Origin of the sequence: Kitasatospora sp. NPDC028055 (genome assembly GCF_040637885.1) — a bacterium.
Classification (GTDB): Bacteria; Actinomycetota; Actinomycetes; order Streptomycetales; family Streptomycetaceae; genus Kitasatospora.
In genome coordinates, this window is sequence record NZ_JBEZXE010000058.1 from 1 (window position 1) to 12,031 (window position 12,031).

13 protein-coding genes and 2 pseudogenes are annotated in these 12,031 nt (G+C 72.9%); 8 read left to right on the forward strand and 7 right to left on the reverse strand.

Going from position 1 to position 12,031, the window contains the following annotated elements:
* Positions 1-137: 137 nt before the first annotated feature.
* The 4 genes from AB0F71_RS35060 (at position 138) to AB0F71_RS35075 (ending at position 2,060) form a co-directional block, all read left to right on the forward strand.
* A complete protein-coding gene (locus tag AB0F71_RS35060; protein ID WP_360243596.1) occupies positions 138-1,019 on the forward strand; it encodes a helix-turn-helix transcriptional regulator in 882 nt (293 codons plus the stop codon).
* The gene (locus AB0F71_RS35065) at positions 1,016-1,204 is read left to right on the forward strand and encodes a DUF397 domain-containing protein (RefSeq protein ID WP_360243599.1); all 189 of its coding nucleotides are present in this window, start codon (positions 1,016-1,018) and stop codon (positions 1,202-1,204) included. Before AB0F71_RS35060 ends, AB0F71_RS35065 begins: the two co-directional genes overlap by 4 nt.
* 63 nt (positions 1,205-1,267) lie before the next feature.
* Positions 1,268-1,468 (forward strand): DUF397 domain-containing protein, encoded by a 201-nt coding sequence (locus AB0F71_RS35070; RefSeq protein WP_360243602.1) that lies wholly within the window; start codon positions 1,268-1,270, stop codon positions 1,466-1,468.
* 112 nt (positions 1,469-1,580) lie between these two features.
* On the forward strand, positions 1,581-2,060 hold the full coding sequence (locus AB0F71_RS35075) for an RICIN domain-containing protein (RefSeq protein WP_360243605.1): 480 nt from the start codon (positions 1,581-1,583) through the stop codon (positions 2,058-2,060).
* Between the two features lie 85 nt (positions 2,061-2,145).
* Here the strand turns inward: AB0F71_RS35075 and AB0F71_RS35080 are convergent, their stop codons facing one another.
* Entirely contained in the window at positions 2,146-3,138 is a 993-nt protein-coding gene (locus AB0F71_RS35080; RefSeq protein ID WP_360243608.1) for an AsnC family transcriptional regulator, read from the reverse strand.
* A 325-nt stretch (positions 3,139-3,463) separates the two neighbouring features.
* Here AB0F71_RS35080 and AB0F71_RS35085 point away from each other — a divergent pair, with 325 nt between their 5' ends.
* The 3 genes from AB0F71_RS35085 to AB0F71_RS35095 all read left to right on the forward strand — a co-directional run bounded on the left by AB0F71_RS35085 (position 3,464) and on the right by AB0F71_RS35095 (position 6,409).
* The gene (locus tag AB0F71_RS35085) at positions 3,464-4,993 is read left to right on the forward strand and encodes an MFS transporter (RefSeq protein WP_360243677.1); all 1,530 of its coding nucleotides are present in this window, start codon (positions 3,464-3,466) and stop codon (positions 4,991-4,993) included.
* A 150-nt stretch (positions 4,994-5,143) separates the two neighbouring features.
* The gene (locus AB0F71_RS35090; RefSeq protein ID WP_360243611.1) at positions 5,144-6,163 is read left to right on the forward strand and encodes a hypothetical protein; all 1,020 of its coding nucleotides are present in this window, start codon (positions 5,144-5,146) and stop codon (positions 6,161-6,163) included.
* Positions 6,164-6,202: 39 nt separating this feature from the next.
* The gene (locus tag AB0F71_RS35095; RefSeq protein ID WP_360243614.1) at positions 6,203-6,409 is read left to right on the forward strand and encodes a hypothetical protein; all 207 of its coding nucleotides are present in this window, start codon (positions 6,203-6,205) and stop codon (positions 6,407-6,409) included.
* A gap of 45 nt (positions 6,410-6,454) precedes the next feature.
* On the opposite strand, the gene AB0F71_RS35100 is transcribed toward AB0F71_RS35095, so the two are convergent.
* The 6 genes and pseudogenes from AB0F71_RS35100 to AB0F71_RS35125 all read right to left on the reverse strand — a co-directional run bounded on the left by AB0F71_RS35100 (position 6,455) and on the right by AB0F71_RS35125 (position 11,003).
* Positions 6,455-6,751 carry a DUF1330 domain-containing protein gene (locus AB0F71_RS35100; RefSeq protein WP_360243617.1) on the reverse strand — a complete coding sequence of 99 codons (297 nt, stop codon included), beginning with the start codon at positions 6,749-6,751 and terminating at the stop codon, positions 6,455-6,457.
* Between the two features lie 229 nt (positions 6,752-6,980).
* Positions 6,981-7,439, reverse strand: a complete 459-nt coding sequence (locus AB0F71_RS35105) for a hypothetical protein (protein WP_360243619.1) — start codon at positions 7,437-7,439, stop codon at positions 6,981-6,983.
* Positions 7,440-7,622: 183 nt separating this feature from the next.
* Positions 7,623-8,015, reverse strand: a pseudogene (locus AB0F71_RS35110) (peptidoglycan-binding protein); the annotation flags it as partial.
* 108 nt (positions 8,016-8,123) lie between these two features.
* Positions 8,124-8,540 (reverse strand): annotated as a pseudogene (locus tag AB0F71_RS35115) (peptidoglycan-binding protein); the annotation flags it as partial.
* A gap of 56 nt (positions 8,541-8,596) precedes the next feature.
* The gene (locus AB0F71_RS35120) at positions 8,597-8,977 is read right to left on the reverse strand and encodes a peptidoglycan-binding domain-containing protein (RefSeq protein ID WP_360243622.1); all 381 of its coding nucleotides are present in this window, start codon (positions 8,975-8,977) and stop codon (positions 8,597-8,599) included.
* 250 nt (positions 8,978-9,227) lie between these two features.
* Positions 9,228-11,003, reverse strand: coding sequence for a 2-isopropylmalate synthase (locus tag AB0F71_RS35125; protein WP_360243625.1), 1,776 nt, complete (start codon positions 11,001-11,003; stop codon positions 9,228-9,230).
* 195 nt (positions 11,004-11,198) lie between these two features.
* On the opposite strand from AB0F71_RS35125, the gene AB0F71_RS35130 reads away from it, so the two are divergent.
* Positions 11,199-11,888, forward strand: coding sequence for an FCD domain-containing protein (locus AB0F71_RS35130; RefSeq protein ID WP_360243679.1), 690 nt, complete (start codon positions 11,199-11,201; stop codon positions 11,886-11,888).
* Positions 11,889-12,031 lie beyond the last annotated feature (143 nt).

The window sequence follows — 12,031 nt, forward strand, 5'->3', positions numbered from 1 at the left end:
GCGGCGGGGTCTGTCGAGGGGGATTTGGGTCGTCATGGGAGAAAGCGTGGCGGGGCGGACGTACGCTGACCATGGATCCGGCGAGCACAGAGAGTGCTTGTACAGGTGCGGACAGCTTTTGTTTGGGGGTGGTCGCGGTGAGTGCGGCGCGCAACGATGGCGTGGGCGACGAGATTCGGCCGGAGCTTCCGGAGGATCTCGCCGAAGCCTCGGACTTCTTCCGAGCGATCGGCAAGCAGATCAAGCTCCTGCGGGAACGAGCCGGGATGACTCAGAAGGAGCTGGCTCACAGCGTGGGCTACGGAGAGCAGTTGATCCGATCGGTCGAACGGGGGGTGCGCACGCCACAGCCCGAGTTGCTGATCGCCGTTGACAGGGTCCTCAATGCTGGCGGCTTGCTGGCCGTTGCCGGGGACGACGTGGTGAAGGCCCGAGCCAAGGCGCGAGTGAAGCACCCCGCCTGGTTCCGAGGCTACGCAGTCTTGGAGGTCGACTCGATCGAGATGCACGACCTCGCCACCCTGGACATCCCCGGCTTGCTCCAGACCGAGGACCACGCACGAGCCGTGTACGCCATGAGGCAGCCGCCGTTGTCCGAAGAAGTGATCGAGATGCGGGTCGCAGCTCGAATGGCACGCCAGGAGGTACTGACCCGCTGGCCTCGGGGGATGTTCAGCTGGGTCATCGACGAGAGCGTGCTACGACGGCCCCTTGGCGGATGGGACGTGCACGCGGCTCAACTCCGTCGCCTCCTGGAGGTCGGACGGACGAGAGGGATGGTTATTCAGGTTCTCCCGCTGAACAGAACTGAACACGCCGGCATGGGCGGACCCTTCATTTTGATCACGCCGAAGGGACGGCCTCAGCACGCGTACATCGAGGTACAGACGAGCAGTAGGCTGATCAGCGATCCGGACGAGGTCCGAATCATGAACGCCCGCTACAACATCCTCAGGGCGCAGGCTCTTGACCCCGAGGAGACCCTGGCCTTGATCGAGAAGATCCTGGGAGAACGATGAGCACCGAGCTGGAATGGTTCAAGAGCAGCTACAGCGGCAATGAGGGTGGCGCCTGCATCGAGGTCGCCGAAACCCCTGACACCGTCCATGTCCGGGACTCCAAGGACAAGAGCGGCCCCCAGCTGGCCTTCGAGCCGGCCGCCTGGCAGGCCTTCGTGACGTTCGCCGCCACCACCGAGGTCTGACCGATCCCCCTCAACGGCCCACCACCTTCCCGGCGGCGGGCCGTTGGCGTACCGTCAGATGCCATGGAACTGGTCTGGTTCAAGAGCAGCTACAGCGGCAACGAGGGTGGCGAGTGCATCGAGGTCGCCGAAACCCCCGCCGCCGTCCACGTCCGGGACTCCAAGGACAGGAGCGGCCCCCGCCTCAGCTTCACCCCCGCCGCCTGGCAGGCTTTCCTCACCCTCGCGACCACCGCTGCTGCGCCGTCCCAGCGAATCACCTGAACCACTTGGCCTACCCCCATCGAGTCGTCCACAAACGACCACCCTCTCACCCCTAGCTTCTCGGCCGGGCGGGCCCAGCCGGGCCCGCCGACCCCTTGAGCTAGGAGAAGCAGTGCGCATCACCCAGAAGGCCGTCGCCACCCTCGCGGCGGCCGCCTCCCTCGCCGGTGTCGCCGTCCTGAACTGCGACACGGCCACCGCTGCCGTCCCGGTCACCGCTTCCCTCCAGGTCCAGAGCGACTACAACAACCTGGACGAGTACCTCGGAAGCGACGTCTGGACCCGCGACCCCGGCCTCACCTACCAGGCCTGGGTCCTCACCCCGCTCGGCAACGGCACCTTCACCATCAAGGGCACCCACTACGGCAAGTGCCTCGCGGCCGTCGGGCCCGGCAAGGCCGTCACCCAGCAGGCCTGCGATGCGAGCGACCTCGCCCAGCGGTGGATGGTCGAGCCGAGCGTGGACGCCACCGCCATCGCCAGCGTGAAGTACCTGGACTACGTCCTCCAGGCCAACGGGCAGGACCAGCGCGTCACCACCGAGCTGTCGATCGGCTCCCCGAACCAGCAGTGGACCGCCTACGTGAAGTAGTGGCACCCGGCCCCGGCCCGCCGCGCCCACCGGCAGGCCGGCGCCGCAGCACCGGTCACCCCAGCGCCGGCCACCCGAGCACCGGTCACCCCAGCGCCGGATGGATCAGCCGGCCGTGGTGGATCAGCGAGGCGGCCTGCTTGAGGCGGCGCACGCGGACGCTGATCTCGTAGCCGCGGATGCCGTCGATCCGGGCGAGGCGGTTGCTCAGGTAGCGGTAGAAGTCCGGGGTGTCCTTGCAGAACACGACGGCCATGATGTTGTGCCGGCCGCTGACGGCCGCGGCGAAGGCGACCTCGTCGTGTCGGCTGATCTCCTCGCCGATCCGGTGCAGCCCGGACAGGTCGACCTGGAGCCAGAGGGTGGCATTGAGTTCGTAGCCGAGCCGCTCCGGCAGGGTGTCGATGTCGAACACCAGGGAGCCGGAGGACTCCAGGGCCTCCAGGCGGCGGGCGACCCGCGCCTTGGACCAGCCGGTGACCTCGGCGAGGCGGGTGTGGGAGGCCCGGCCGTCCTCGGCCAGGGCGGCCAGCAGGGGGAGGTCCTCGTCGGTCGGGGTGAGCGGGGGGCCGACGGGCTCGGGACGCTCCCCGGCGAGCCGACGGACCTGATCCTCGGTGAGGGAGCCCTCGCCACCGGTCCAGCCGGCCGCGCGCTCGGGGCCGAAGGGGTGGATGAGCAGGTCGACGCTCATGTCGAGGACGGAGGCCGCCTTGGGGAGCTGCCGCAGCAGGACGTCGTCGCGGCCGGTACCGGCCGGTGAGCGGATGATGCAGTTGATCTCCGACCCGCCGGAGGCGATGCCCACGTAGGCGACGTCGGGCCTGCGGGCGAGGGACTCGGCGAGCGGCCCCACGGCGTCGGGGCGGCAGCGCAGGCGCGCGATCCACTCGGCCCGACCGTGGGCGGCCGGGCTGCTCAGGCCGACGACGCGCAGGACCCCGCTGCGGCGCAGCGCGGCGTACCGGCGCGCCACGGTCTGCTCGGACACCCCGATGACCTCGGCGAGGCGGCGGAAGGGGACCCGCGGACCGTAGTGGAGTCCGTGGATGATCTTGCGGTCCAGGGCGTCGGGCATGGCGGAATCATCACATGGGCAACACCCGAATGGATGTTTCGCAACGTCTTCCGAGATCGTTCGGAGATCCTCGGCCCGCCGGGGTGAAGCTGGTCGGCGGCTCCGCGGTCGAGCGGCGGCCGGTGGGGCCGCGCGGCCCGGCCGGTGCGCCCGGCCGTGAGCGGGCGCGCGCCGGACACGGCGGCGCTCTCACCGCCGCAGGCGCCCCGTACGGGCACCTCCGCACCCGGTGCCCGTACGGCACCCTCCGCAGCCGAAGGAAGACTCCGTGAACTCCGCAACGATCCCAGGCGGCCCCAGGACCGGACGGGGCGTCACCCTCGTCATGGCCTGCCTGGGCGTCTTCGTCGCCTACCTGCCCGTGACCACCGTGTCGGTCAGCCTGCCCGCGATCCAGCGGGCGCTCGGCGCCACCACCGCCCAACTGTCCTGGGTGTCGGACGCGTTCGTGCTGCCGATGGCCGCGCTGATCCTGACCACCGGCGTGGTCGGCGACGTCCACGGCCGCAAGCGGGTGTTCCAGGCGGGCATGGCGCTGTGCGCGGTGGGCGCGGCGGTCTCGCTGGGCTCCGACTCCGTCCAGGTCCTCTGGGCCGGGCAGGCCGCCTCCGGCCTCGGCGCGGCCGCGCTGCTGCCCACCACGCTGGCGCTGATCAGCCACGCCGTGCCCGACCACCGGGAGCGCGGGAAGTTCATCGGGCTGTGGGCGATGTCCCTGCTGGCCTCGCTGGCCGTGGGCCCGCTGATCGCGGGCGTACTGCTGGAGCACGTCGCCTGGCGCTGGATCTTCCTGCTGCCCGTCCCGGTGTCGCTGGTCGTGCTGGTCGTCGCCGCGTTCCTGCTCCCCGACTCGCGCGCCCCACACGGCCGTCGGCTCGACTGGCCGGGCCAGATCAGCGCGGCCGTGGCCGTCACCGCCGTGGTCTACGGCGTCATCGAGGGCGGCGCGAACGGCTTCGGCGAGCCCTCCGCGGTGGCCGCCCTGGTGCTCGGCGCGCTCGCCGCGGTCGTCTTCGTCGTCGTGGAGCGGCGCAGCGCCAGCCCCATGATCGACCCCGCCCTGTTCCGCAGCCCGGCCTTCACCGCCACCTCCCTGGTCGCCATGATCAGCTTCCTGGGGCTGATCGGCTTCTTCTTCGTGCTCAGCCTGTACTTCGGCCTGGTGCAGCACCTGACCACCCTCCAGGCGGCCCTGCGGATGGTCATGGTGACCGGGGCGTCGCTGGCCGCCAGCCTGCCCGTCGGGCGCCTGATACACCGGGTGTCCGCCCGGGTCCTGATCACCACCGGCCTGGTCGTCACGGCGGGCTCGCTGCTGTCTCTGACCAACCTCGACGCCCACACCTCCTTCGGCTCGATCGCCTGGCGGCTGCTGCTGCTCGGGCTCGGCCTGGGCGCCGTGCTCACCCCGATGACCGCCACCGCCGTCTCCGCCGTCCCGCACCACCTGGCGGGCATGGCCGCGGCCGGCAACAACGCCTTCCGCCAGGTCGGCGGCGCCCTCGGCCCGGCCGTCCTCGGCGCCCTGCTGACCACCCGGGCCGTGGACGCGCTGCCCGGCCGGCTCGCGGACACCGGGGTGCCGGCCACGACCGCCGGGCACGTCGTCGACGTCGCCCGCGAGCAGGGCCTCGGCGCCGTCGCCGGACTGGACCTCGGCCCGGCCACCGGCCAGGCCCTGACGGCGCTCAGCGGCTCCTTCCTGGACGGCCTGCGACTCTGCCTGGTCGTCGCGGCCTCGCTCGCCCTGCTGGCCGCCCTCGCCTGCGCCGTCCTGCTGCGCCCAGCTCCGCCCCGGAGCCCGGAGGCGCGCACCGCGCCGGCCGCCGAGCGGGAGCCGGTTCCCGCTCCCTGACGCCCCTGACGCCCCTGACGCCCCTGACGCTCTGTGGCGGGCCCCGCCACCGGCATCGCCACCGTCACCGCCACCGGCAGCCCCTCGGGTTGTCGGTGGCACGTGCTAGGAAGGGTGTGCACCAACGGACGTGATGGGCGGGGAACTGCTGTGGGGTGGATCGAGACCGACGCTTCGACACCGGCTCCGAAGCGCTGGGAGGGCTGGGAGGGCTGGGAGGGCTGGGCGGGCACGCTGCCCGAGCGCGAGGACGTGCGCCCGGTCGTGGCCGCGATACCGCGGATCGTCAAGGACGACCTGCGCTACGACGCGGTGCCCTGGGCCCGGTTCGACCACGCCTACGGCTCCGCCCAGGACGTCCCCGGCCTGCTGGAGAGCGTCCGCCTCGGTGACGCGAACGGCTCCGAGGGGGCCCTGACCACACTGTGGAACAGCCTCGCCCACCAGGGCGGCACCTCCACGGCCGGCGCCCTGGCCGTCCCCTTCCTGCTGCGCATCGCCTTCGCCCACCCCCGGCACCGCGCTTCGCTGGTGCGGCTGACGGCAGCGGTGGCGCACCGGATGCCCTGGGGCGACGGGACGCGTGGCGGCCTGCTGCGCGTCGGCCTCCCGGCGGACCGGCCGCGGTACGAGCCGGCCGGCAGCCTGGCCAACTGGTCGATCGAGGCGGCCCGTTCGGCCGTGGCCGCGGACGCGGCGCTGCTGCTCCACCTGCTGGACGACCCCGACCCGGAGGTCCGCCACGCCGTCGCCCACGCCGCAGCGGTCGTCCCGCCCCCGGCGCCCGTGGTCGCTGCCGTGCTGCACGGGCGCCTCGCCGTCGAGGCCGACCCGGCGGTGCGGGCCTCCCTCGTCCTGGCCATCGGCCAACTCGCCTGGGAGACACGCGAACCGGAGACCACCGCGACCATGCACGCCTGGTGGCGGGACGAGGCCCGCCCGCCGGAGGTCCGGGTCAGCGCCGCCCTCGCCTGGCTCTGCCTGACCGACGACCCGATACCCGCCGACCTCGACGCCTTCCTCGACACCACCGTCACCGACGACCTGGTGGAACTCCTCGCCGTCGTCCCCTGGCTGGACGCCGTCGAGGACCTCGACAAGCGCAACGGGCTGTTGGTCTGCCTGCACCAGATGCACCATCCTGAGGACTTCGCCTGGCTCGCCGACTGACCCGAGCGGCCGGGACCCCCACTGGGGAGGAACGACGGCATGGACGAATCCGAGCAGGCCTGGCGTGAGGTCGACGCCTACTTCGTCGACACCCTCGTCCCCGAGGAGTTCGGCACACTGGCCGGGTACAGCACCACCTGGCTGGCCCGCGCCGTCGGCGCGGACGACCGCCTGGAGGCCACGGCGCTCCAGACGGTCGGTTCCAAGGGCTGGGACGGTTTCACTGTCGTCCGCCGGGTGCGGTAGCCCCGGCGCGGTAGCCCGGACGGAAAGGGCCCGGATCGTAAGGGCTCAGAGGGCGGGCACGATCATCGCCGTGAACGGGACGGTGGCCGCCAGGCGCTCCTCCAGCAGCTCCCGGTAGGCGTCGGACTCGTAGGCGGCGTGGGCCTGTTCGGCGTCGGCGAAGCGCAGCACCACGGTGTGGCTGCCGCCGGGCGGGCGACCGCCCTCGCCCAGGTGGACCGTCCGGTCGGTGCTGGCGACCAGCTCCGCGGGGCCCAGCAGGACGGCGGCGGCGCCCTGGCGGTAGGCCTCCAGGCGCTCGGGGTCGGTGACGTCGTAGTTCAGGATGAGCAGGGCGGACACGTCGGCTCCTCTTCAACCGTTCGAAGGGGCCGGCCCGACGGACGGCCCGTACCCCAGTGTCCGCCGTGACCGACGGCGCCCTGCGGGCGGGGTCCACCGGAGGGCAGGGGCCAGGGCGGGGCCCGGCCTGATCCACAAGACCCGCCCTGGGTACAGAACTTCCGGGCAGTGGCCTGGATCCGCTCGTCCACGGGCTCGACACCGTCACGATCGACGGCGGCGCTACCGGCTACTGACCCACGCCCTGGCGGCGCCGCGCCCTGCGCTTAGTCTTCGCCCGGACCCGTTCGCGCAGCAGGGCCCGGTAGTGGCCGGAGGCGTCCCCGGCGAGGTCAAGGAGCTCGCAGATCTCGGCGACCGCGTCGGCGTCGTCCGCGTTGCCGCTGAGGCTGAGTTCGAGCAGGCGCCAGAAGCCCTGCTCGACCGACGCCCGGCAGGCGTCACCCTCCGGCCACTCCCCCTGGCTCCCGCCGAAGTCCGCCCAGCCGACGGCCACCTGGGCCACGGTGTCCAGAAGTTCGCGCCGGGCCACCGCCGACGGCTCGCCCGCCAGGGCGGCCATCAGCACGGCGACGGCGGGTGGGCTGCACTCGGCGAGCCCCCACTCCGACTGGACGTGGCCTTCGAGCGTGTACCCGAAGAGGTCCTCGACGGTCTCGGCCGCGAGGACGGCCGGACTCGTCTCCATGGCGCGGGATCCTACGACGCGGCCCCGGGGCCCCGCGCCCCCGGGCCCCGGGCCAGCCCGTCGCGTTCCCGGGTCGCCCGGGCTGCCCGACCGGTCCCGGAACGCGACGGGGCGGGGCCACCGGAGGGAATCCGGTGGCCCCGCCGCCGCAGGGTGCGCCGCTCAGGAAGCGCTCCGCGGGCGTCAGTTCATGAAGGTGACGTCCCAGTGGCTGCCCTCGTTGGCGTAGATGTTGCCAGAGGGGGCGGTCCACAGGTCGGCGCCGTCGCCGCGGGTGCCGCTGTGCGAGAAGTTGCCGTGGATGTAGTTGGTGATGCAGCTCGTCATGCCGAAGTCCAGCTTGTAGCCGGTGCCGTGGCTGTAGGTGCCGCTGGCGTGGCCGGTCTCGGTGCCACCGGTGATGTTCAGCGCGCAGTTGCTGGCGTGCTTGAAGTTGACGGCGCCGTCGGCCGAGGCGCGGCGCAGGCCGTCGAAGGAGGTGCAGCTGCTGTTGGTGCGGTCCGAGCAGTTGCCCGAGGAGGACCAGGTGATGCCGGCGGCCGAGAACATCGAGGCGACCTGCGACTGGGTCAGCTTGTCACCGCTACCGCCGCCGGAGCCGCCGGTGCTGCCGCCACCGCCGAGCAGGGCGGCCCAGGTCGCCGGGCCGGCGATGCCGTCGACCGGGTTGAGGCCGGCGGACTGCTGGAAGCTGCGGACCTTGCTGTCGGTGCCGGAGCCGAAGGCGCCGTCGACGTTGAGGCCGGCGCCGTGGGCGTTCAGCTGGACCTGGAGGGCCTTGACGGCGTCGCCGTTGTCGCCGTTGCGGACGGTGACGATCAGCTTGGACCAGGTGTCGCCGCCGACGATGCCGTCGACCGGGCTCAGGCCGTTGGCGCTCTGGAAGCTCTTGACCTTGTCCTCGGTGCCGGGGCCGAAGGCGCCGTCGACGCCGGTCGCGAAGCCGCGGGCGGACAGCAGGTACTGGACGGTGGTGACGTTGTCACCGTGGTCACCGTTGCGGACCAGGGGCCAGCTCGCGGCCTGGGCGGCCGGAGCGACGAGCACGGCCGCGACCAGCGCGGCGAACATCGCGGCGATGACGGCCGGGATGCGCTTCATTGACGAATTCCTCACTGAGTGTGGGAGGGAAGGGGAAGCGGAGTGGGGCCGGCCCGTCAGGTGGGCATGTTCTCCCAGCAGGTGTTGCCCCAGTCGTGCTCGTTGTGGACGATGATCTCCATCATCGCGGAGCCGGTGTTGTGGCCGACGATGCCGTCGACGTCGAGCGACCAGCCCGCCTTGGCGGTGTTCGTCCGCTGGAACTGCATCACGGCGTCCTTGGTGTGCTGGCCGAAGATGCCGTCGACCTTGAGGCCGGCGTGCACGTTCGAGTCGTTCAGCGCCATCTGGACGCACTTGACGCCGATCCCGGTGTCGTACATGGAGATGTCGCCGGCCGTGGAGCTGGCGCTGGCCGTACCGCCCAGCGCGACGAACGCGAGTCCTGCGGAGGCCGCGACCACTGCGGCGCGCTTGAACGAGGATGGCTTGAACACTGGTGGGGTCTCCCGGGGTGGGGTGCGCAGGCCGTGACCGGCCGCTTTCGACCCGACCGACGCTAGGAGCCGCTGACGGCGTCCCGCTAGCGCTTCCCCGTCCCTGGGACGCCGCCCGCCCCGGGAACCGCCTGCGGCCCGGGCTCCCCGGGCGTCCCAGGGATGCTCCGCACGGCAACGGCCCACCGCCGGGACGGCGGTGGGCCGTGACGGCCTCAGCCGTCAGCCCTCACCCGTCAGCCCTCGGCCGTCAGCTGCCGGCCGCCGAGGGCGGCACGACGGCCATCGCCGTGCCGCGGGCAGGACGGGGGGCCGTGCCGGGGATGGCGCCTGCGGACACCCCGCGGTCGGCGGCGCTGAGCACCGCCCGTACGCCGGCTGTGAGCACCGAGGCGTCGCGGCCGACGCCCCAGCAGACTGCGCCGTCGCCCGCCCGGGCCTCGACGTAGGCGATCGCGTCCGGGCTGCCCCCGACCTTGTGCTCGGTGAAGGAGAGCACCTCCACCCCCACCGCGTCCGCGACGGCGTCCACCGGCCCGGCGCCGCTGCCCGGGCGGCCGTCCACCTCGGCCCGGCCGCCGTCGACCCACCAGGTGCGGGCGGCGCCCGCGTCCAGGTACTCGGCCCGGAACAGCGCGTACAGCTCCTCGCCGGTCACCTCCCGCCCGCTGTCGTCGGTGGCCTCCTGGACGACCCGGGCGAACTCGATCTGCAGCCGCCGGGGCAGTTCCAGTCCGGCGGCGCTCTGCAGCAGGTAGGCGATGCCGCCCTTGCCGGACTGGCTGTTGACCCGGATCACCGCCTCGTAGTCGCGCCCGAGGTCGGCCGGGTCGATCGGCAGGTACGGCACCGCCCAGGGCGCCTCCCGTTCGGGCAGGCCGAGTTCGGCGGCGGTCCGCGCGTGCCGGGCGAAGCCCTTCTTGATGGCGTCCTGGTGGGTGCCGGAGAAGGCGGTGTGCACCAGGTCCCCCGCGTAGGGGTGGCGCTCGTGCACGGGCAGCCGGTTGCAGTGCTCGACGGTGCGCCGGATCGTGTCGATGTCGGAGAGGTCGAGCATCGGGTCGACGCCCTGGGTGTGCAGGTTGAGCGCCAGGGTGACCAGGTCGACGTTGCCGGTGCGCTCGCCGTTGCCGAACAGGCAGCCCTCGACCCGCTGGGCGCCGGCCAGCACGGCCAGTTCGGCGCAGGCGACGCCGGTGCCCCGGTCGTTGTGGGGGTGGACGGAGAGGATCACGGAGTCGCGCCGGGCCAGGTGGCGGTCGACGTACTCGATCTGGTCGGCGTAGACGTTGGGGGTGGCGATCTCGACGGTGGCCGGCAGGTTGTGGACCACGGGCCGGTCGGGGCTCGCGTCCCACAGTTCGGTCAGGCCGTTGCAGACCTCCAGCACGTAGTCCGGTTCGGTCAGGTTGAACACCTCGGGCGAGAACTGGAACCGCAGGCCGTCCCGGCCCTCGCCGAGCCGGGCCATCCGCTCGGCGGCCGCGGTGATCAGCGCCCGCAGCTCGGCCCGGTCCTTGCCGAGGACGACGTCCCGCCACAGCGGCGCGGTGGCGGTGTAGAGGTGGACGACGACGCGCGGCAGGCCCCGGACGGCCTCGAAGGTGCGGTCGATCAGGTCGGCCCGGGCGGCGGTGAAGACGACCACGGTGACGTCCTCCGGCACCGCCCCGGGCGTCTCGGCGAGCCGGCGCACGAACTCGAAGTCGGTGCGGCTGGCGGAGGGGTAGCCGACCTCGATCTCCTTGAAGCCCATGGCCAGGAAGAGGTCGAACATCCGCTGCTTGCGTGCCGGGTCCATCGGTTCGGCGAGCGCCTGGTTGCCGTCGCGCAGGTCGACGGGCACCCAGAGCGGGGCCCGCTCGATCCGGCGGCCGGGCCAGCGGCGCAGCAGGGCCGGCACCTGGACCCGCTCGTGGGCGGGGCGGTAGCGGTGGGAGGGCATGGCGCCGCCGCGCTGGGGGTTCCAGGCGGGGGCGTCGGCCGGGGTGGGGCCGGCGGGGGCGTGCAGGGTCGGGAATCGCATCGGGTGTCCTCGGGGGTCCTCGACTCGGGTGCCGGAACCGGGCTGGTTCCGGAGACCGGCAGGACGGCGCCCCGCAGCGGGGTGCCGGTCAGGTCACGCCCCGCTGCGGCCACCAAGAAGGAGAGCGCTCCACGGCTGCATGCCGGGTAGAGTAACCATGACCGAAGTCCTCAGACAACCTGACAGGTGACGACGATGCCCCCGCTCCGCCCCTCCCACCTCGCCGCCCAGGCCGCCGAACTGATCGAGCGGCGGATCCGGTCGGGCGAGTGGCCGGTGGGCGGCCGGCTGCCCGGCGAGGTCGCGCTCGCCAAGGAGCTGGGCGTCGGCCGCTCCACCGTCCGGGAGGCGCTGCGCACCCTCGCCGCGGCCGGGATGGTGCACGCCCGCCAGGGCGCCGGGGTGTTCGTGACGGCCGACCGCCCGACCGCCGGGGACTGGGCCACCCGGCTGCGCGCCGCCGAGCTGGCGCACGTCTACGAGGTGCGGACGATGGTCGAGGTGCAGGCCGCCCGGCTGGCCGCCGAGCGCCGTACGGAGACCGACCTGGCCGCCGTGGACGCCGCGCTGGCCGCTCGCCTGGCGGCCGGCGGGGCGGACGACACGGTCTTCGTGGACGCCGACATCGCGCTGCACACGGCGATCGTGGCCGCCGCCCACAACCCCGTCCTGGACGACCTCTTCGCCCAGTTCGCGCCGGTGCTGCGGGAGCACCTGGTGGCCCTGGTCGGGCTGTTCGGGCTGCGCGAGGGGGATCCGAACCAGGGGTACGACTCGCACGCGGAGCTGGTACGGGCGCTGCACGAGGGCGATCCGGCGGCGGCGGGGCGGGTGCTGGCGGCGGAGCTGGAGTCGACGCGCTCGCGGCTGCTCAGCCCGCACTGAACCGACCGGCGGACGGCCCCCGTTGAACCCATCGGCGAGTGGCCCCCGTTGAACCCACCGACGGCCGGCACCCGCCGAAGCCACCGGCGGGCGCAGGCAGCCTTCCGGAGCGTGCGTCACACAGTTTTCACACCGCGGCCACC